This is a genomic window from Bacteroidota bacterium, from assembly GCA_005882315.1.
Classification (GTDB): domain Bacteria; phylum Bacteroidota; class Bacteroidia; order Chitinophagales; family Chitinophagaceae; genus VBAR01.
Genome location: VBAR01000002.1, coordinates 92,281 through 110,891, shown reverse-complemented (window position 1 = coordinate 110,891; position 18,611 = coordinate 92,281). Strand labels below are relative to the sequence as shown.

Here is an 18,611-nt window from a genome sequence, read left to right as displayed (position 1 = left end):
ACTAACCATTAAATACTTTCTTCAATCCCAGGTTTCTTGTTTTTGAGATCTGGATAGGTTCACGTAATAAAGCCAATGCTTTAAAAGTAGCTTTTACCACGTTATGCGGATTTGCAGAACCCAATGACTTAGCCAATACGTCGGTAACACCAGCACTCTCAAGTACGGCACGCATACTACCACCTGCGATTACACCGGTACCATGTGCGGCAGGCTTGATCAATACTTTAGCTGCACCTTCTTTTGCCCATTGGTCATGCGGAATTGTTCCGTGCATTACAGGAACCTTAATGAGGTTCTTCTTTGCATCTTCAATTCCTTTTGTAATTGCTTCCTGAACTTCTTTCGCTTTTCCCAATCCATGTCCTACCACACCATTTTCATTACCTACTACTACCAATGCAGAAAAGCTGAAAGAACGACCACCCTTTGTAGTTTTCACCACACGGTTGATAGCAACCACTTTGTCTTTCAATTCAAGGTCGCCTGCTTTTACTTTGTTTACATTAAATTTTGACATACTCGTATTTTGGAATTTTGTTCCGGCAATTACCGGCAGGAAATTTTTAAGTTTCCCAATTATGCTTTTATAATTTAGAACTTCAATCCACCTTCTCTTGCACCATCTGCCACAGCTTTTACACGGCCATGATAGAGATAACCACCCCTGTCGAAAATGACAGTGCTTACACCCAGGTCAGTTGCTTTGCGTGCAAGAGTAGCCCCTACCAATTTGCTCTTTTCAGATTTTGTTCCTTTCTGAGCGGCAATGTCTTTATCTTTTGTTGAAGCAGATGCAATGGTTTTGCCATTTACATCATCGATCAACTGTGCATAGATCTCAGTATTGCTTCTGAATATAGACAAACGAGGTGCTTCAACAGTACCGGTCACTTTTTTGCGAATGGTGTACCTGATTCTTTGTCTTCTGTCTGATTTTACTTTCGGTGTCATCTTCTTTTATTTTGTGCCTTGATGCTGCCAAGGCGTTTCATTTTATTTTTTACTAAACAGCAACTTTGTTATTTACCTGCTGCTTTACCTGCTTTCTTCCTTACCACTTCACCCACATAGCGTACTCCCTTTCCTTTGTATGGTTCAGGCTTACGTAAACCACGGAGCTTTGCTGCTATCTGGCCCAGCAACTGACGGTCGATACCTTCTAAAGTAATAATAGGGTTCTGTCCTTTTTCTTGTGCAGCTCCTACTTTTACTTCTTTAGGTACTTCAAAAAGTATATTGTGAGAGTATCCTAAAGACAAATCAAGAATCTGCCCCTGGTTAGATGCTTTAAAACCTACACCGATCAACTCCAGCTTTCTTACATAACCATCCGTTACCCCTTTGATCATGTTAGCGATCAAAGCACGGTATAATCCATGCAATGCACGATGACGGATCTGGTCAGTCGGGCGGCTAAAAGTTATCTCACCGTCTTTTACTTCTACAGTAATATCACGGTCGATATTTTGTTTCAGTTCACCCTTTGTTCCTTTTACAGTTACTACATTGTCTGCACCTACTGTAACAGTAACTCCTTGGGGAACAGTTATTATTTTTCTACCTATACGAGACATCTTGAAATGTTTTAATTGTTTTTATAATTTTTCTTTATCAACCGGTCAGCTTAGTATAGTTTCAGCTTAATGTATTGATAAACTTTCCTTCTCCTCTTCAGGAGTTGGAGTTTTAATAGATGTAGCAAAGAACTTCGCCACCTACATTCTGAGCTTTCGCTTCCTTATCTGTCATTACACCTTTAGATGTAGATATGATTGCAACGCCCAAACCGTTTTTCACACGACGAAACTCTTCAGGCTTTGAATAAGTACGTAAACCCGGACGGCTTACTCTTTCCAAAGACTGGATAGCTGGTTGCTTTGATTGCGGATCATACTTCAAGGCAATCTTAATAACACCTTGTTTGTTATCATCCTCAAATTTGTATTTGAGAATATAACCCTGTGCATACAAAATTTCAGTCATACGCTTTTTCAGATTGCTGGCGGGTATTTCAACAATACGGTGTCCTGCCATCTGTGCATTCCGGATTCTTGTCAGAAAATCTGCGATAGGATCTGTTACCATAATATTTTTAATTGATCTGTTTTAAATTTTTTTGTCAATTGTGAATCGGCAATGGTGAATCTCATTCACAATTGACCATTCACCATTTACGTTACCAGCTTGCTTTTCTCAATCCTGGAATTTTTCCATCCAGCGCCATATCACGCAATGCGATACGTGAAAGACCAAAGTAGCGAACGTATCCTTTCGGACGACCAGAAAGCTTGCAACGGTTCTTTAAACGAACCTTTGAACCATTCTTTGGTAAATCATCCAATGCTTTCCAATCACCGGCTTTTTTAAGTTCGGCACGTTTGGTTGCATACTGTGCTACCATTCTTTCTCTTTTTCTCTGCCTGGCGTTAACTGATTTTTTTGCCATGTTATTTTTTAAATTTCAATTATCAAATTCCATCCCTTGACAAGCTCAGGATGACAATCTATTTAATTATTTTTTTGTAAAAGGCATTCCGAGTTCTTTCAGCAGCTCGTAAGCTTCTTCGTCAGTATTTGCTGTTGTTACAAATGTGATATCCAAACCTGTGATGCGATTTACTTTATCGATATCGATCTCAGGGAAGATGATCTGCTCGGTAACACCCATTGTGTAATTGCCGCGGCCGTCAAATGATTTCTCATTTACACCTTTGAAGTCACGTACACGAGGTAATGCCACAGCGATCAGCCTGTCTAAAAATTCAAACATTTTCTCTCCACGCAGCGTTACTCTTACTCCGATCGGCATTGCCTTTCTGAGTTTGAAATTCGAAATGTCTTTTTTAGACATCGTAGATACTGCTTTCTGACCTGTGATTGTTGATAGCTCTTCCAGCGAAATATCAATCAGCTTCTTGTCATTCACAGCGCCATTCACACCTCTGTTCAAACAGATCTTCTCCAGTTTGGGAGCCTGCATTACAGATGTGTAATTAAATTTTTTAACCAGGGCAGGCACAACTTCGTTCTTGTACTTATCTGCCAATCTTGGTTTATATGTTTTTGTGCTCATAATTCAATTCTTTTAAAAAACAGAGATTATATTCTTTCTCCTGATGCTTTTGAAACACGGAATGTTTTACCATTCTCTCTTACTCTTGTTACTTTGGAAGGTGCCTTAGCTTTCGCATCCCACAGCATAATATTGCTGATATGGATCGGCATTTCTTTTTTAACAATGCCACCTTTAGTGTTTTGTGCATTCGGCTTGGTATGTTTGGTAACAACATTCACTCCTTCTACAATCACCTTTGACTCATCAACCAATACCTGCTTTACAAGACGTGGCTTTGCCAGATCTTTATCATCACCGGAAATAACAACTACGTTGTCTCCTTTCCTGATGTTGAATTTGTTTTTAAATCTTGTCTTCATTTTTATTTTATTTGGAAACGGGCTTATCCTGTTTCTGCGAATAATCAATTTTATAATACTTCCGGAGCCAAAGAAATAATTTTCATATATCCTTTATCACGCAATTCTCTTGCTACTGGTCCGAAGATCCTTGTACCTCTTGGTTCATCAGACTGGTTCAATAATACCACTGCATTATCATCAAAGCGGATATAAGAACCATCTTTACGACGCAGTTTGTTAGTGGTGCGTACAATAACTGCTTTTGTTACGGTACCTTTTTTAATACCACCTGCAGGTATTGCATCTTTTACCGTTACCACGATTGTATCTCCTATTCCTGCATAACGCTGTCCGCTGTTGCCGAGAACACGGATGCAAAGAACTTCTTTTGCACCACTGTTGTCTGCTACATTTAACCGGCTTTCTTGCTGAATCATTTTATTTAGCTTTTGGCGTTTAGCTGTTAGTTATTAGCTTCCAGCAAACTTGTTCTCAATTTTTATTTATACCGCTTCCAAAAGCTAACAGCTAATGGTTACCGGCAATAACTTACTTAACCTTTTCTACTACTTCCACCAGTCTCCAGCGTTTTGTTTTGCTGAGGGGGCGGGTTTCCATAATTTTCACCACATCACCAACACTACATTCATTTTTTTCATCGTGTGCATGAAACTTAGTGGTCTTCTTTACGAACTTACCATAGATCGGGTGTTTCACTTTTCTTTCAACGGCAACTGTAATGGTCTTTGCCATTTTATTACTGGTAACAGTTCCTGTTTTCGTTTTTCTTAAATTTCTTTCAACCATTTTAAATAGTTTGATAGTTGTTCAATTACATCAATTGTCTTTTCTTCAGCTCCGTTTTTAAGCGGGCCAGGTCCTTACGGATTCCGCGGATGCTCATTGGATTTTCCAGTGGGGAAATGCCATGAGCAAATTCCAGTTTCTTTAAGCGCAGCTCATCCTCTGTGATACGTGATTTAATATCACTATCACTCATCGTCTGCAGGCTTTTTAAAAAATCAATTTTCTTTAACATCGTATTGAGTTTGACAAGTTCTTTTATGCTGTTTGTAAATCTCTTCTTACCACAAATCTTGTTTTGATCGGCAGCTTACCTGCAGCCAGTGATAATGAAGCACGGGCTACTTTTTCATCTACACCATCTACTTCAAATAATATACGTCCTGGCGTTACTACTGCTGCCCAAAACTCCAGGTTACCTTTACCCTTACCCATCCTTACTTCGGCAGGCTTGCGGGTAATTGGTTTGTCAGGGAAAATGCGGATCCACACATTACCTTCACGTTTCATTTCACGGGTCAATGCCTGGCGGGCTGCTTCGATCTGGCGATCGGTGATCCAATGCTGCTCCAATGCTTTCAAAGCATAAGAACCAAAAGAAATAGTTGTTCCTCTTTTTGCATTGCCTTTCATGCGGCCTTTCTGCATTTTCCTGTGTTTCGATCTTTTCGGTTGTAACATCTTATTTCAGTTTCTTTTTTCTTGTAGTTGTTTCTTGTTTCTTAACCTCTTCTATCACCACCTCTACCACCACCGCCTCTGTTATCTCCGCCTCTTCCGCCACCTCTGTTATCTCCACCACGTCCGCCGCCGCCTCTGCGATCATCACGACGATCATGACGGTCATCTCTTCTTTCTCTTCTGTCGCTAACTTCATTCTTACCACCAATAAAGTTGGGGTTCAGGTCTCTCTTCGTTAATACTTCACCTTTACAAATCCAAACCTTAATTCCGATCTTACCATAAACAGTCAGCGCAAATACGTTTGCATAATCGATATCCATACGGAAAGTATGCAACGGTACACGGCCTTGTTTAATTTCTTCGCTACGTGCAATCTCTGCACCACCTAAACGACCACCTGCTTTTATCTTGATTCCTTCTGCCCCCATACGTAACGCAGAAGCAATTGCCATTTTAATAGCTCTTTTATAATTAATACGATTCTCGATCTGACGGGCAATTGTATCAGCTACGATCATTGCATCCAATTCAGGACGACGGATCTCAAGAATATTGATCTGCACATCGCTGTTGCTGGTGAGTTTTTTCAATTCTTCTTTGATCCTGTCTACTTCACCACCACCTTTACCGATGATGATACCAGGCTTCGATGTATGAATGGTAACAATCAGTTTGCCCAGTGTTCTTTCAATAACAATTTTTGAAATACCACCTTTGTTGATACGGGCATTCAGGTAAGTTCTGATCTTGTTGTCTTCAATCAGTTTGACTGCAAAGTCTTTTTTGTTTGCATACCAGTTGGATTCCCAACCACGGATAATGCCTAACCTGTTACCAATCGGATTTGCTTTCTGACCCATATTTGATTTTTAATTTCCCCGGACATTTTGGTGTCCTTCGGAATATTTTGGTTATTTATTTTTTTTGGTTGTTTTTTTATGCGGCAACCCTGCTACTGTTTCGAGTTCTGCCTCGATCTCTCTTGCTTCTTTTTCCTGTTCTGCTTTAATTACTTTTTTGACATCATCTTTTGTGATCAGCGGAGCATTATCAACGATTACAGTTACGTGGTTGCTTCTTTTACGAACCCTGTAGCCACGGCCCTGTGGAGCAGGACGCATACGCTTCAATGTTCTTGCACCATCTACAAAAATCGTTTTCACAATTAATGCACTTTCATCACCACCTTCGTTTTTCTGTTTCCAGTTGTTGATTGCACTCAATACCAGTTTGCGCAATGGTACAGCAGGATGTTTTGGGCTGTGCTCCAATTCAGCCAGTACCTTTTCTACTTTCTGACCACGGATAAGATCAGCGAGCAGACGCATTTTGCGGGGCGATGTCGGATAATTTCTAAGTTTAGCTATTGCTTCCATTATTCTTAGTTTCTTGTGTTTGTTTTTTGTTGTTTGTTACTTTATTAAACAGCAACAACTATTACTCTACCTTCTTACTTGAGTGTCCTTTGAACTGACGGGTAGGCGCAAACTCACCGAGTTTGTGTCCAACCATAAATTCCGTTACATAAACAGGAATGAATTTATTTCCATTATGCACTGCAAATGTGTGGCCTACAAAATCAGGAGAAATAGTAGAGCGACGGCTCCATGTTTTAATCACTGATTTTTTTGCTTTGCCTTCGTTTATCGCCATCACCTTTTTTTCGAGGTGTGTTGCGATGTAAGGACCTTTTTTAATTGAACGTGCCATATATTTTTAAATTCCAGATTTCAAATCCCATCCTTCGACAAGCTCAGGATGACAATATTATTTATTTAGATATTTTGCTTCCGTTTTTACGTTGGATGATCAGCTTATCACTTCCTTTTCCTTTTGTTCTTGTTTTCAAACCTCTTGAATACTGACCGTTTCTGCTACGTGGCTGACCGCCTGAAGCTTTACCTTCACCACCACCCATCGGGTGATCTACCGGGTTCATCGCAACACCACGGTTTCTTGGGCGAATACCTTTCCAACGATTACGACCAGCTTTACCCATGCTCTGTAAGCTGTGATCACTGTTACTTACTACACCTACTGTAGCAAAACAATTGATCAATACTTTTCTCAACTCACCAGAAGGCATTTTCAATACAGCATATTTCTCTTCTTTGTTTGTAAGCTGTGCAGATGAACCTGCGCTTCTTGCTAACTTACCACCCTGGCCAGGCTGCATTTCAATATTATGAATCATTGTACCAAGTGGCATATTCTTCATCTGTAATGCATTGCCGATCTCAGGAGCTACATCATTACCGCTGATAATTTTCATACCAACCGTTAATCCTTGCGGAGCGATGATATATCTCAATTCACCATCTGTATATTCTACCAGTGCGATGAATGGAGTACGGTTTGGATCATACTCAATCGTTTTAACCGTAGCTTCTATATTCTGTTTGTTTCTTTTAAAATCAATTACGCGGTATTTCTTTTTATGACCACCACCGAGATAACGCATGGTAAGGTGACCAGAAGAGTTACGACCACTGCTTCTTCTTTTGGGTTCAACCAATGATTTTTCAGGAACATTAGTCGTTACTTCAGCATAGGCATTACCTATTCTCCATCTTGTTCCTGCTGTAACCGGTTTAAATTTTCTAAGTGCCATGATTTTTCTTTTTTGCGAACTTATCAGCTTCGCCAGCTATAATTTATTTAATTAAATGTTTGCGTACAGATCAATTGTTTCGCCTTCAGCAACTGTTACCAGTGCTTTTTTATAAGAAGACTTGCGTCCTTTGATAAAACCAGCTTTTGTATAACGGGTCTTATTTTTCCCAGGAACTACTACTGTGTTCACATTTGTAACAGTTACTCCGTAAAAGCCTTCAACTGCTTTTTTGATCTCCAGTTTGTTTGCATCTTTTGAAACACGGAAAGCATAGCGACGCAGTTTTTCCTGCTGGCTGTTTGCCTTCTCACTTAAAATCGGCTTTATCAATACATCTGAAAGTTTCATACAATTATTTTATGCTTTGCTTAAGCGTTTGTTTCTGAAAATAGTTTTGCTGCGCTTTCTGTCAATACCACTACTTCTGAGTTTATCACATCATAAGTGTTGATCTCACGGTTCAATACACCCAGTACAGTCGGTACATTCTGAAGGCTCATATATACATTATCATTGAAATCAGGCATTACGAACAAAGCTTTTTTACCAGCTACTTTCAGATTGCCCAGGATTTCTACAAATGATTTTGTTTTTGGCTTATCCATTTTTACATCTTCTACCACCACGATAGCATTCTCTTTTGCTTTATATGATAATGCAGAATTCTTAGCCAGGTTTTTCACCTTTGCGTTCAGCTTAAGATCATATGTATGCGGCTTAGGTCCGAAGATTGTACCGCCACCCTTATATAATGGGTTACGGATATTTCCTTTACGGCTTCCACCAGTACCTTTTTGTTTGTGCAGTTTGCGGCTTGCACCCTGTACTTCAGCACGGGTTTTCACTTTGTGAGTACCCTGGCGTTGCGCAGCGAGGTATTGCTTTACTGAAAGATAGATAACGTGGTCATTGGGCTCGATACCGAAAACATTCTCCGGTAACTCAACCGTCCTGCCTGTCTTCTTTCCTTTTATATCTAAAACTTCTACTTGCATATCTTTTATTTTTTAGACAACTCATGCATTGTCTCTGCGAAAATTATTTTTGAATCAATACGATTGAACCGTTATGTCCCGGAACAGATCCGCTGATCAGGATATAATTTTTATCAGGGAAAATTTTCACCACTTTCAATCCTTTCATTTTTACACGATCATTTCCCATACGACCGGCCATTTTCATTCCTTTCATTACACGAGCAGCATCAGATGAGTTACCGAGTGAACCCGGAGCTCTTTGACGGTCGTGCTGACCATGTGATTGCTGACCCACACCATGGAAACCATGACGTTTAACAACACCCTGGAAACCGCGGCCTTTTGTAGTACCTACAACTTCAACATTATCACCTTCAGCGAAAATGTCAACAGTAATAGTGTCACCAATATTTTTTTCGATGGAAAAATTTCTGAATTCTTTTGAGAACTTCTTTGCGGATGTACTGGCTTTAGCGTAGTGATTTTTTTCAGCCTGGAGAGTTTGTTTTTCTTTTTTATCGCCAAAAGAAAGCTGAAGTGCTGTGTAGCCGTCATTCTCCTGTGTTCTTACTTGCGTTACAACACAAGGACCAGCTTCAATAATAGTACAAGCTGTTTGCTTGCCCGAGGGATCGAATACGCTGGTCATCCCGATTTTTTTCCCAATAATACCTTTCATGATTGTTCAATTTGTGCCTGCAGGATTATTGGGACATGCTCTCATTCGTTTTCACGATTGAGGCTTCAATCCCCGTTTGCCACCGACCTTTTTCTTTATGGGAAAGTACCGGCAGTAAACAAACCCTGAATGGCTTGTTTTTATGTTTCCCTGTTCCAGAAGAACAGGTATTTTTAAATGTCAGAGCTCTTTTCCCCAGCCGTGGCTGAATTGAGAGATAACTACTTTTTTATTTATAAGAACTACAAAACCGCAATACCAGTAATAAATCCTGGTTTCCTGCGGTTAGGCTTTAATTTCTACTTCAACACCACTTGGCAGATCCAGCTTACTCAGCGCATCTACCGTACGGCTTGAAGAAGTATAAATATCCAGTAAACGCTTATGCGTTGCTAACTGGAACTGCTCACGACTTTTCTTATTTACGTGAGGTGAACGCAGAACGGTAAAGATCTTTTTGCGTGTAGGTAAAGGAATAGGGCCTGTAACTACAGCGCCGGTGCTGCGAACTGTCTTTACGATCTTTTCAGCTGATTTATCAACCAGGTTATGATCGTAAGATTGTAATTTGATTCTGATTCTCTGAGACATGTGTCAAATCCCAATTTTTTATTGGGGATGCAAAGGTAAGGGGATGCAACTAAACAGTCAAAGATTTGAGAAATAAATTTTTAGGCTGTTTATAAATAAAAACTGGTTGCAGATATCATCAATAAAGAGTTTCAAATATCGCTGACTTTCAGCCTACTTAGGCCATTTTCAACTTTTATTGTTTATTGGAGGAACAATCTTAGAATATTCATAAATAGCCTTTCATTCCCATCCTCTGAACAGTACCAAAATAATTTAGTCCAGTTTTCTCAACTTAAGCTGTAAAGTGGCAAAACCACCCAGTTCAATATGCTCTACCCTGAAGTAATGAGTGCCGCTCAATTTGAGTTTTATTTTTTTATTGGGAGATTCATCAAACTTATATAAAGAAGGATTCCATTCATTCACTACCAGATTTGTGTCAACATAAATTCTCACAGCATCATCCCATGTTACACTCAGTTCATAGTCTCCTTTTTCAAACTCTGCTTTAGCATTAGCTGTTGTTATAAACTGTTTATAGGTTTCTTTTGTTTCATGGTCCTTAATTCCGTCCCACCACGCATAATCGAGTTTAGTAACCTGTTCTCTTTTTACAGGCCTCATTTTTACATTAGGAGGAAAAAGATCACCTGTCTTAATCGGGTTGTATGAGGTAGTGTCTGCAGAAAACCAAAGAACTTCCCAGTTCATTGGTTTGAAATATTTTTTAAATGAAAATGTATAGGGTTTTCCAGCAGCAATCGATTGACCGAGCTGTGTAGTAAAACTTTCACCGGCATATTCCAGTTCTATTTTAACATCCGTATTTGATGTTTTCTTTTTCCATGCTGTAATCACAGCAGGAAATGCACCATTCATCGAGGAAATATTTTCGACACCCTTAACTGATCTTATTTTCCATTTACCTGCCGGTCCTAATATTTCGAACTTCATTTCACCGCTTGTATCAGTTGGATTAGTATTCCATATAAGGGGATAACGAAAATCATAAGGTCCCCATTCGGTAACCCTGATATTTTTTCGGCCAGTAAATTTCCCGTTACCGCTAAATGGATCGTTTGGCTTTGCAATTTGTTTTATAGCCTCCTGCAATTTTTTATCGCCAGGGAAAAAATCTTCATCATTAACTATTGTAGTGTCAATATTGATAACAGTAGAATCAATTTTATAGATCGCATCGCTGTTCCCATATGTATTGCCTGTGATTAAAATATTTTCCGTACGGTTTAAATTAAAAACAGTGTTATGCCTGTTGAAGCTATTATACTTGATCTCGTAATCCCTGCTTTTTGTATCCCTGTTCTTTGCATAACCCCAGTCAGCCGGTTGTTCTTTTCGTGCCCATAATTTTATTGCTTCTTTATCTTCAGAAAAAAGATTGTAATTGATTTGATTCTCCTGCCCATGTTCGATTGCAATTGCAATATGATTGTTACGGAATTTATTCCCCGCGATGCTTGTATTATAACTATACCCACCCCAAATGCCATGATCACATTCATAGATCCTGTTATCCCGGATAACATTTCTGCTGAATGTAACTTCAATCCCATTCGTTGGCGCAAAAGAAAAATCATTTTTTACTAACATATTATCATTGCAACCGCCCTGCCCGGAATCCATTGTGGTTTGTCCTGCCCATAGAAAAAATCCATCACCGCCATGTGTTACAGAATTACTATAAAAAATATTGTCATTGCTTTGTTCATATACAAGGATCCCTGCACTATCCTGTCCGCGATTATATACACCATGACTATAACCCCTCACATTAAAATTGATCTTATTATAAAACACTTTATTATTGCTGCTCTTATATATGCCAATACCTATACCTGAATTGAAAGAAAAATCATTATTATATATCAGTCCATAATTACACTCCGTCATCATCAAAGCATTTTGTCCACCGGTGACTTTACAGTTTTTTATTTCTGCATAATTGCAACCCCGCAAATAAACAGCAGCACCATAACGCAGCCATTCGTCATTTTCATTATGATGATAACTCATCCAGTCAGATATATCTTCTTTTTCCTGTGTACTGTTTAGATGCTGTCGATAGTTATAACTGAAATCACAATTTTCAAGGATCAATTTTTCAACATTGCGTGCAAGTAGTGCAACTTTATAGCCACGAACTTTCAGGTTTTTGATCGTTACATTTTCTGAATTGCGGATAATGATCCCTGTTCCAAAAAAATCATCCGGATCATTTTGTCTATTACTTCCTTTTAGGATGGCATTATTAAAATCAATAATGATATTTTTCCCTTCGATGATTATAGCAGCTTTAGCCAGGTCAGCACTCCCATCTAACAAGTAGCTGCTTTTTTTGATCTTCATGCTCCGGGTGATCTTCATTCCTTTTGTCAATGGTTTTTCCTGTGCAAGTACAGCCGAAAATAAAAAAGTAAAAAAGAAAGTAGCAAAAACGCTTTTTATCATGGGTTTGAATTTATTTGCAGGCAATAGTGAATGAAACAGAAACCATACCGGAAGTTACAGCCAAAAGCTCATCAAAAACAGTAAGACTGTTAAAACTATTTTTGAAAATAATTATAAGCGGTTTATGCCTTTGGTATGTTTCCACAAAAATCAATTTGAATGAACTGAAACAGACAATTAATTCCGCCAGCTTATCGAGTCTTGCAGTTGTATTGGTTATTTTTCTAGTATCAAAAATTTTTGCCGTCAAAAGATTTGACATTTATCTCCGGGCAATAAATATCCGGCTTACAGAATGGGAAAACATTAAACTATTCTGGCTTGGTATGTTTTATAACCTGTTTTTACCAGGTTCAATATCTGGTGATGCTTACAAAGTCATTCTGTTAAAAAGAACATTCAATTCTTCTTATAAAAAAACGATGTCCACTGTTTTGCTGGATCGTTTTAGTGGGTTACTTGCACTGGGAGTGTTACTGGCTGTTTATGGTTTGTTTGTTTTAGAAAACAATACTTATATAATTATACTTTTGATAGCTGCAACAGCAGTTATTATCATTACATATTTTATTACACGAAAGTTTTTCCCCTATTTTTCAGGAATCTTCTTGTCAACTTTCTTCTGGGGCTTACTTGTGCAATTGCTGATGGTATTATGTATTGAAATGATCGTACGGGCATTGGGTATTGAAACAAATTCTGCTCAATATGTATTTATCTTTTTAATAGCTGCAGTAGCTGGTGTGCTACCATTTACCATTGGCGGGGGCCTGGGTATTCGTGAACTTGTTTTTCTTGAAGGCGCAAAATATTTCGGACTTGACCAGCATATAGCCGTTGCTGTAAGCCTGCTGTTTTATCTCATTACTTTAGTTGCATCTTTACCAGGAATTATATTTGCTTATAAAAACCCGTTGCAACGATACAAATGAGAACAGCGTTGATCAAAAGGAAAATTCTAAATACAGGTGCATTATGGATCAGCTATTTCAAGCTGTTGCCGTGGCTGTTCCGGTTAAATAAGAATTCTGTTATTATTGATTGTGGCGCCAATACCGGGCAAATCAGTTCCTTTCTCTCAATAACCGGAGCTACTATTTATGCTTTCGAACCTGATCCTATTGCATTTGAAAGTTTGCAAAAGAATTGTGGCAAAAGAAAAAATATTAACTGCATTAATAAAGGCGTTTGGAATAAAAATACCATGCTGAAACTATTCAGGCATACTGAAATGAGGAATAATGAACAGGCGTTTACAGTCGGCTCATCAATTGTTGATACCAAAAAGAATATAAACCCAGCTTCATTTGTAGAAGTTGAAGTAATAAACCTTATTGAATTCATTCAATCGCTGAACCTTAAAGTCGATTTGGTCAAAATAGATGTAGAAGGTGCTGAAACTGAAATCCTGCAATCTATCATTCACCAGGATGCACACAGGTTGTTTAAAACAATGTATGTGGAAACACATGAAACAAAAATTCCAGGCCAGGAAGAATATCTGAAAAAAATAGAATTACTAATGAAGCAGAAAGGAATTGGCAATATCAAGCTAAACTGGATATAAAAAGAAAAGGCTCCGTTTGGAGCCTTAACCCTTGTAGTATTGGATCTTTCATAAGTTAGCAGAGCCGTGAAAAGTTTTTTTAAAAACGGGATGCTGAATATTTGCAAACACAATGCCACATAAAAAAAATTACTTTGTCCTGAATCAAGTTTTTAAAAGAAAGAATCCCACCAGAGGCGGGATTCTTTCTACGTATATATTCTGAATGAGCCCTATTTGTCAAGTTTAAAAATCAGTTTAAACCCATCCTCCCCTTTTTGTGTCATTACCAATTTATCTTTTTTCACAACATACGCTATACTTTCAGGCTCGGGTTTCTTTTCATAGATCTTCACTTGCTTTTCTCCCATACTTGTTTTCCATTTTCCCACCCTATCCATTTCGAACATAGTGATCGTATATGTGCCGTCGTTTTTAAATACGATCCTCACATCGTCCATCATTGCTTCTTTAGAAGTTGTCATCTTCTTATCATTTCCTACCGAATCAAGCATCCATTTCCCGGCACATAATATTTCGCTTACTTCTTTATCAGTAGCAGGAAAATCCTGGGCATTTAAATCTGCCGAGCATACAAATGCTAATAAGCCAAGCAAACTAAGTTTCAAAAACGTTTTCATGAGTTTAAATTTTATGGTGCTTTTTTCAAAACTAAGATAAACAGTAGGTATAAAAACCAAACCCCGCATTTTATTGCGGGGTCGTTTAAATATCTGAAAGCTTCAGTGTTAAAACTTTGCTTCTGAAATTATGCTTTCACTGTTCCTTTCACCTTCGCTATTACTTCTTCAGCAATATTATTCGGTGCAGGATTGTAATGACTGAACTCCATGGTAGATGAAGCACGGCCTGATGACAATGAACGTAACTGTGTAACATAACCGAACATTTCACTCAGCGGTACTTTTGCTTTAATAACCTGTGCACCTGCACGGCTATCCATACCTTCCAGCATACCACGACGACGGTTCAGGTCACCTGTTACATCACCCATATATTGATCAGGTGTTACTACTTCTACTTTCATGATCGGCTCAAGCAAAACAGGTTTTGCTTTTCTTGCTGCTTCACGGAAACCAGCTTTAGCACACAATTCAAATGACATTGAATCGGAGTCAACAGCGTGGAAGCTTCCGTCGAATACACGGATCTTCATATTGTCAACCGGGTAGCTAGCAAGCACACCTGTTGTCATTGAAGCTTCAAAACCTTTTTGAATAGCAGGAACAAATTCTCTTGGAATTGATCCACCAAACAAATCATTCACGAACTGATAACTCTTACCTGGGTTTTCTGTTCTCCATTCTGCATCAACAGGGCCGAGGTTGAAAACGATATCAGCAAACTTACCGCGACCACCGGTTTGTTTTTTCAACGTCTCACGATGTTCTACTGTAATATTGAATGCCTCTTTGTAAGCAACTTGCGGTGCACCCTGGTTGATCTCAACTTTAAACTCACGTTTCATACGATCAACGATGATCTCAAGATGCAACTCTCCCATTCCTGAAAGAATTGTTTGTCCCGTATCCTCATCTGTTTTTACACGCAGTGTAGGATCTTCTTCTACCAGTTTTGCAATCGCCATACCCATTTTATCTACGTCAGCTTGTGTTTTAGGTTCAACAGCTACCGAGATAACTGGTTCTGGAATAAACATATTCTCCAATGTGATCGGATGATCTTCGTGGCACAGTGTATCACCAGTTTTGATCTCTTTGAAACCAACTGCTGCACCGATATCACCTGCTTCGATAAAATCAATCGGGTTTTGCTTGTTAGCAAACATCTTCATGATACGGCTGATACGTTCTTTCTTACCGCTTCTTACATTCAGCACATAAGAACCAGCATCGAGGTGACCAGAATAAACCCTGAAGAATGCAAGACGACCAACAAACGGGTCAGTCATGATCTTAAATGCCAATGCAGCAAATGGTTCTTTTGCATCCGGCTTACGGGTTTCTGTTTCACCGGTATCAGGATTTACACCTGATACAGCTTCGATATCCATTGGTGAAGGCAGGTAACGACAAACCGCATCGAGTGCAGTTTGTACGCCTTTATTTTTAAATGAAGAACCACACATCATTGGCACAATTGAAAGATCAATCGTAGCCTTGCGGATAGCTTCATGCATTTCATCTTCAGTGATCGTATCAGGATTATCAAAAAACTTTTCCATCAACTTATCATCATACTCAGCTACTGCTTCTACTAATTTTGCTCTCCATTCATTTGCTTCTTCCAGCATATCAGCAGGTACTTCTATTTCATCAAAAGTCATTCCTTCTGTATCCATATGCCAGATGATACCTTTCATCTTGATCAAATCCACCACGCCTCTAAAATCATCTTCTGCACCGATCGGCAACTGAAGAGGAACTGCTTTAGAACCGAGCATTTCAATTACTTGTTTTACTACATTCAAAAAGTCAGCACCAGCACGGTCCATTTTATTTACGAAACCGATACGTGGTACATTATAACGATTAGCCTGGCGCCAAACAGTTTCAGATTGTGGTTCTACACCATCAACCGCACTGAAGAGGGCAATCAAACCATCCAGTACACGCATAGAACGTTCTACTTCCACGGTAAAGTCAACGTGACCGGGAGTATCAATGATGTTGAAGTAATATTCCTTGGTGTTCGGAGATGCTTTTCCTTTATCAGTTGGAAAATTCCACTTACAGCTTACTGCTGCAGAGGTAATAGTAATACCTCTTTCTTTTTCCTGTTCCATCCAGTCAGTAGTAGCGGCGCCATCATGCACCTCACCAATTTTGTGGATCATACCAGTGTAGCGGAGGATGCGTTCGGTGGTTGTGGTTTTACCGGCATCAATGTGAGCGGCAATACCAAAGTTTCTCTGAAATTTTAAATCGGCCATGACTATTTGATTTGTTGTTTTGTTTTATTTAAAGTTTTTATTTTTTGGGAACCAGTTTTTGTAATCCTGTTCATCGTTCCTTGCGTCGTCCCGCAAATGGCGGGATACTTCTGAATTTCTTATCGGCTTTGATTTTATAACTTGTGGTATCCCACTGAATGGGAAAGTTTTGCCGATATGTAGATTAGACTCTCATAGATTGCCAGAAAAAAAGCCCCATTTTCCGCATCATCCTGTTCACCTGCGGACTCCCTTTTGGCGGCGCAAATGTAGGCCAAAAACATTTACGGAAAAAAGGTTTGAGAAACTAAATTCCTGAATGTGAAAAAGAATTCATTTCAGAACCTAAATTCATAACCTTCAGACACTAGAAAGCCGGTATCTGAAGCTCAGATACAGGCTCTGTGGTATCATTTAGTTTAAAGTTCTAGCACCTATTTATAGCCTGTCCAAATTCTTGTCTCCATGTCGAACAACCAGTAAATGCCGTTAGCAAAAGCAAAGTTGAAAATACCTTCAGTAGTTGCAGTATCCGGTAATTTGAGTATTTGGGTCATGAAACCATCTTTCTTATTATAGAGCTCTATCTGTTTGATATCTATATTTAAAGCTCCTATTTCAGCGCCTGCTATACCTGTAAATACTATTGTAGAGCTATTATGATTTTCCGAAGGTTCCGTTGGCTCTTCATCTTCTGATTCACCATCTTTCGCAACCCTGCCCCAATGAAGAATAAGTGCATCTCCACCAGGTGTGGCATTCGAGATATCATAATAATAAACCTGTGACCCGTTCAGGAACATAACTTTTTTATCAGCGGAGTTATAGGCCCCCACGCATTGTACGTCCGGCTGATTTTGTCCTTCAAACAAAACCTCATGGCTTTCAATCATACCCAAAGAATTGAGCTTATAATAAAACCAGCCATTATCACCATATGCATTTCCTTCAATTCTTTTTGAAGCCGGGTTATACCATAATCCTCTTACATCTATCATTGCTTCATCATTCTTGCCCGAAACCCTTTTACCAGTTGCATCAAATACTGCTATCGGATACTCCATATTACCGGCCATTACCGCATAATATTTTTTTTGTCCCGGGTGCCAGGCAACAGATGCACCTCTTGTACCCGGCATATCATCATCAACTGTTTTAGGCATTAGCAATTCTGCTACTTTTTTCAGCGCCTTTGTTTTCACCTGTGCATTGCTGAAAGAAAATGCAAGCAGGCCAATCATAAATAATAGTGGTAATTTTTTCATGTTAATTCATTTTGGGGCTTATAAAAAAAATTGTTTATCACTGGTGGAATGATAATGTGGAGATAAATTTATTAAACCTCAAACGTAAAAAAAGTTTATTTTATATACTTACCTTAATAAAAAAATCCCGGAGGTCATCCGGGATTCGTATAAAAAATGAGTTGCTATTTTAAATTTTGAAGTGTGCAAATGCTTTGTTTGCTTCTGCCATACGGTGAGTATCTTCTTTCTTTTTAATAGCAGAACCTTCACCTTTTGCTGCTGCTACTATTTCACCGGCTAACTTATCAGCCATGCTTCTTCCATTTCTTTCGCGGCTGTAACGGATGAGCCATTTCATACTTAATGAAACTTTTCTGTCGGCACGAACCTCAGCAGGAATCTGGAAGGTAGCACCACCGATACGACGGCTGCGAACCTCAACTGAAGGGGTAACATTGGCAATAGCTCTTTTCCAAACTTCATACCCATCTTCATTGGTTTGCTTAGCTACTTTCGCTAATGAATCATAAAAAATTTCAAAAGCGATGCTTTTCTTTCCCTGCCACATCATAGTGTTTACAAAACGTGTAACCTGCTTGTCATTATAACGTGGGTCTGGTGCTAAAGGGAGTTTTTTTGCTTGTGCTTTCCGCATATCTCTTAGTTGCTTTATTAAGTTTTAAT

The 18,611-nt window shown here is 39.0% G+C and carries 25 protein-coding genes and 1 pseudogene; 2 read left to right on the top strand and 24 right to left on the bottom strand.

The annotated features are described in order from the left end of the window. Position 1 precedes the first annotated feature (1 nt). From E6H07_11675 to E6H07_11580, 20 genes and pseudogenes are all read right to left on the bottom strand, one after another. A complete protein-coding gene (locus tag E6H07_11675) occupies positions 2 to 520 on the bottom strand; it encodes a 30S ribosomal protein S5 (protein ID TMI63437.1) in 519 nt (172 codons plus the stop codon). A gap of 74 nt (positions 521 to 594) precedes the next feature. Beyond that, positions 595 to 954 (bottom strand): 50S ribosomal protein L18, encoded by a 360-nt coding sequence (locus E6H07_11670; GenBank protein TMI63436.1) that lies wholly within the window; start codon positions 952 to 954, stop codon positions 595 to 597. A 68-nt stretch (positions 955 to 1,022) separates the two neighbouring features. Further along, the gene (locus E6H07_11665; protein TMI63435.1) at positions 1,023 to 1,577 is read right to left on the bottom strand and encodes a 50S ribosomal protein L6; all 555 of its coding nucleotides are present in this window, start codon (positions 1,575 to 1,577) and stop codon (positions 1,023 to 1,025) included. Between the two features lie 112 nt (positions 1,578 to 1,689). Further along, a complete protein-coding gene (gene rpsH, locus E6H07_11660) occupies positions 1,690 to 2,088 on the bottom strand; it encodes a 30S ribosomal protein S8 (protein ID TMI63434.1) in 399 nt (132 codons plus the stop codon). Positions 2,089 to 2,179: 91 nt separating this feature from the next. Then, the gene (gene rpsN, locus E6H07_11655; protein ID TMI63433.1) at positions 2,180 to 2,449 is read right to left on the bottom strand and encodes a 30S ribosomal protein S14; all 270 of its coding nucleotides are present in this window, start codon (positions 2,447 to 2,449) and stop codon (positions 2,180 to 2,182) included. 66 nt (positions 2,450 to 2,515) lie between these two features. Beyond that, positions 2,516 to 3,076: a 50S ribosomal protein L5 gene (rplE, locus tag E6H07_11650; protein TMI63432.1), complete on the bottom strand. Its 561-nt coding sequence runs from the start codon at positions 3,074 to 3,076 to the stop codon at positions 2,516 to 2,518. A 26-nt stretch (positions 3,077 to 3,102) separates the two neighbouring features. Beyond that, entirely contained in the window at positions 3,103 to 3,438 is a 336-nt protein-coding gene (locus E6H07_11645; protein TMI63431.1) for a 50S ribosomal protein L24, read from the bottom strand. Between the two features lie 50 nt (positions 3,439 to 3,488). Further along, a complete protein-coding gene (gene rplN, locus E6H07_11640; protein TMI63430.1) occupies positions 3,489 to 3,857 on the bottom strand; it encodes a 50S ribosomal protein L14 in 369 nt (122 codons plus the stop codon). A gap of 112 nt (positions 3,858 to 3,969) precedes the next feature. Beyond that, positions 3,970 to 4,227 carry a 30S ribosomal protein S17 gene (gene rpsQ / locus E6H07_11635; GenBank protein TMI63429.1) on the bottom strand — a complete coding sequence of 86 codons (258 nt, stop codon included), beginning with the start codon at positions 4,225 to 4,227 and terminating at the stop codon, positions 3,970 to 3,972. Between the two features lie 25 nt (positions 4,228 to 4,252). Continuing rightward, complete coding sequence (gene rpmC, locus E6H07_11630) at positions 4,253 to 4,459, bottom strand: 50S ribosomal protein L29 (GenBank protein TMI63428.1); 207 nt, start codon at positions 4,457 to 4,459, stop codon at positions 4,253 to 4,255. Between the two features lie 23 nt (positions 4,460 to 4,482). After that, positions 4,483 to 4,905: a 50S ribosomal protein L16 gene (gene rplP / locus E6H07_11625; protein ID TMI63427.1), complete on the bottom strand. Its 423-nt coding sequence runs from the start codon at positions 4,903 to 4,905 to the stop codon at positions 4,483 to 4,485. 41 nt (positions 4,906 to 4,946) lie between these two features. Further along, the gene (rpsC, locus tag E6H07_11620; protein ID TMI63426.1) at positions 4,947 to 5,768 is read right to left on the bottom strand and encodes a 30S ribosomal protein S3; all 822 of its coding nucleotides are present in this window, start codon (positions 5,766 to 5,768) and stop codon (positions 4,947 to 4,949) included. Between the two features lie 156 nt (positions 5,769 to 5,924). After that, positions 5,925 to 6,284: pseudogene (locus E6H07_11615) on the bottom strand (50S ribosomal protein L22). Positions 6,285 to 6,345: 61 nt separating this feature from the next. Further along, positions 6,346 to 6,618, bottom strand: a complete 273-nt coding sequence (gene rpsS / locus E6H07_11610; protein TMI63425.1) for a 30S ribosomal protein S19 — start codon at positions 6,616 to 6,618, stop codon at positions 6,346 to 6,348. Positions 6,619 to 6,679: 61 nt separating this feature from the next. Continuing rightward, the gene (gene rplB / locus E6H07_11605; protein ID TMI63424.1) at positions 6,680 to 7,519 is read right to left on the bottom strand and encodes a 50S ribosomal protein L2; all 840 of its coding nucleotides are present in this window, start codon (positions 7,517 to 7,519) and stop codon (positions 6,680 to 6,682) included. 51 nt (positions 7,520 to 7,570) lie between these two features. Next, entirely contained in the window at positions 7,571 to 7,870 is a 300-nt protein-coding gene (locus E6H07_11600; GenBank protein ID TMI63423.1) for a 50S ribosomal protein L23, read from the bottom strand. Positions 7,871 to 7,890: 20 nt separating this feature from the next. Then, on the bottom strand, positions 7,891 to 8,517 hold the full coding sequence (rplD, locus tag E6H07_11595; protein TMI63422.1) for a 50S ribosomal protein L4: 627 nt from the start codon (positions 8,515 to 8,517) through the stop codon (positions 7,891 to 7,893). A gap of 43 nt (positions 8,518 to 8,560) precedes the next feature. Then, positions 8,561 to 9,178 carry a 50S ribosomal protein L3 gene (locus tag E6H07_11590; GenBank protein TMI63421.1) on the bottom strand — a complete coding sequence of 206 codons (618 nt, stop codon included), beginning with the start codon at positions 9,176 to 9,178 and terminating at the stop codon, positions 8,561 to 8,563. A gap of 285 nt (positions 9,179 to 9,463) precedes the next feature. Next, positions 9,464 to 9,769 (bottom strand): 30S ribosomal protein S10, encoded by a 306-nt coding sequence (rpsJ, locus tag E6H07_11585; protein ID TMI63420.1) that lies wholly within the window; start codon positions 9,767 to 9,769, stop codon positions 9,464 to 9,466. Between the two features lie 255 nt (positions 9,770 to 10,024). Beyond that, entirely contained in the window at positions 10,025 to 12,220 is a 2,196-nt protein-coding gene (locus tag E6H07_11580; protein TMI63419.1) for a hypothetical protein, read from the bottom strand. An 8-nt stretch (positions 12,221 to 12,228) separates the two neighbouring features. Here E6H07_11580 and E6H07_11575 point away from each other — a divergent pair, with 8 nt between their 5' ends. Both E6H07_11575 and E6H07_11570 read left to right on the top strand, forming a co-directional pair. Beyond that, complete coding sequence (locus E6H07_11575; GenBank protein TMI63418.1) at positions 12,229 to 13,152, top strand: flippase-like domain-containing protein; 924 nt, start codon at positions 12,229 to 12,231, stop codon at positions 13,150 to 13,152. Continuing rightward, on the top strand, positions 13,149 to 13,787 hold the full coding sequence (locus tag E6H07_11570; GenBank protein ID TMI63417.1) for an FkbM family methyltransferase: 639 nt from the start codon (positions 13,149 to 13,151) through the stop codon (positions 13,785 to 13,787). Before E6H07_11575 ends, E6H07_11570 begins: the two co-directional genes overlap by 4 nt. A 212-nt stretch (positions 13,788 to 13,999) precedes the next feature. Here E6H07_11570 and E6H07_11565 read toward each other — a convergent pair whose 3' ends face one another. The 4 genes from E6H07_11565 to rpsG all read right to left on the bottom strand — a co-directional run bounded on the left by E6H07_11565 (position 14,000) and on the right by rpsG (position 18,582). Beyond that, positions 14,000 to 14,407, bottom strand: a complete 408-nt coding sequence (locus E6H07_11565; GenBank protein ID TMI63416.1) for a hypothetical protein — start codon at positions 14,405 to 14,407, stop codon at positions 14,000 to 14,002. 128 nt (positions 14,408 to 14,535) lie between these two features. Then, positions 14,536 to 16,680, bottom strand: coding sequence for an elongation factor G (gene fusA / locus E6H07_11560; GenBank protein TMI63415.1), 2,145 nt, complete (start codon positions 16,678 to 16,680; stop codon positions 14,536 to 14,538). 434 nt (positions 16,681 to 17,114) lie between these two features. Continuing rightward, positions 17,115 to 17,945: a hypothetical protein gene (locus E6H07_11555; protein TMI63414.1), complete on the bottom strand. Its 831-nt coding sequence runs from the start codon at positions 17,943 to 17,945 to the stop codon at positions 17,115 to 17,117. A 169-nt stretch (positions 17,946 to 18,114) separates the two neighbouring features. After that, entirely contained in the window at positions 18,115 to 18,582 is a 468-nt protein-coding gene (rpsG, locus tag E6H07_11550) for a 30S ribosomal protein S7 (GenBank protein ID TMI63413.1), read from the bottom strand. Positions 18,583 to 18,611: the final 29 nt, after the last annotated feature.